The sequence below is a fragment of the Acinetobacter sp. COS3 genome, assembly GCF_000475335.1.
In the GTDB taxonomy this organism is placed as follows: domain Bacteria; phylum Pseudomonadota; class Gammaproteobacteria; order Pseudomonadales; family Moraxellaceae; genus Acinetobacter; species Acinetobacter venetianus.
Window position 1 is genome coordinate 1 of sequence record NZ_AXCD01000042.1, and the last position, 1164, is coordinate 1164.

Here is a 1164-nt window from a genome sequence, read left to right on the forward strand (position 1 = left end):
CCACACGTAAACGTGGGTACAATTGGTCACGTTGACCATGGTAAAACAACTTTAACTGCTGCGATTGCAACGATCTGTGCAAAAACTTACGGCGGTGAAGCTAAAGATTACGCAGCTATCGACTCTGCACCAGAAGAAAAAGCACGTGGTATTACAATTAATACTTCACACGTAGAATACGACTCTCCAACTCGTCACTACGCTCACGTAGACTGCCCGGGCCACGCCGATTATGTTAAAAACATGATTACTGGTGCTGCTCAGATGGACGGCGCGATCCTTGTATGTGCTGCGACTGATGGTCCAATGCCACAAACTCGTGAACACATCCTTCTTTCTCGTCAGGTTGGTGTACCTTACATTCTTGTATTCCTTAACAAGTGTGACCTTGTTGACGATGAAGAGTTACTTGAATTAGTAGAAATGGAAGTTCGTGAACTTCTTTCTACTTACGACTTCCCAGGTGATGACACTCCAGTTATCCGTGGTTCTGCTCTTGCTGCGCTTAATGGCGACGCTGGTCAGTATGGTGAGTCTTCAGTTCTTGCTCTTGTTGAAGCGCTTGACTCTTACATCCCAGAACCAGAACGTGCTATCGACAAAGCATTCTTAATGCCAATCGAAGACGTATTCTCAATCTCTGGTCGTGGTACTGTAGTAACAGGCCGTGTAGAGTCTGGTATCGTTAAAGTAGGCGAAGAAGTTGAAATCGTTGGTATCAAAGATACAGTTAAAACAACTGTAACTGGCGTAGAAATGTTCCGTAAACTTCTTGACGAAGGTCGTGCGGGCGAGAACTGTGGTGTTCTTCTACGTGGTACTAAGCGTGAAGACGTACAACGTGGTCAAGTACTTGCTAAACCAGGTTCAATCAAGCCACACACTAAATTCGATGCGGAAGTATATGTACTTTCTAAAGAAGAAGGTGGTCGTCATACTCCATTCCTTAACGGTTACCGTCCACAGTTCTACTTCCGTACAACTGACGTAACTGGCGCAATCAAGTTACAAGACGGCGTTGAAATGGTAATGCCAGGTGACAACGTTGAAATGTCAGTAGAATTAATCCACCCAATCGCAATGGACCCAGGTCTACGTTTTGCGATCCGTGAAGGTGGTCGTACTGTAGGTGCTGGTGTTGTTGCTAAAGTAACTGCATAAGCC

The 1164-nt window shown here is 45.4% G+C and carries 1 protein-coding gene; it reads left to right on the top strand.

Translation table 11 applies throughout. The features are described 5' to 3' along the window. Window positions 1–1161: elongation factor Tu (gene tuf / locus IO68_RS29565; protein ID WP_023013908.1), on the top strand; the 1161-nt coding region annotated here is incomplete at its 5' end. Between the last annotated feature and the right edge of the window lie 3 nt (window positions 1162–1164).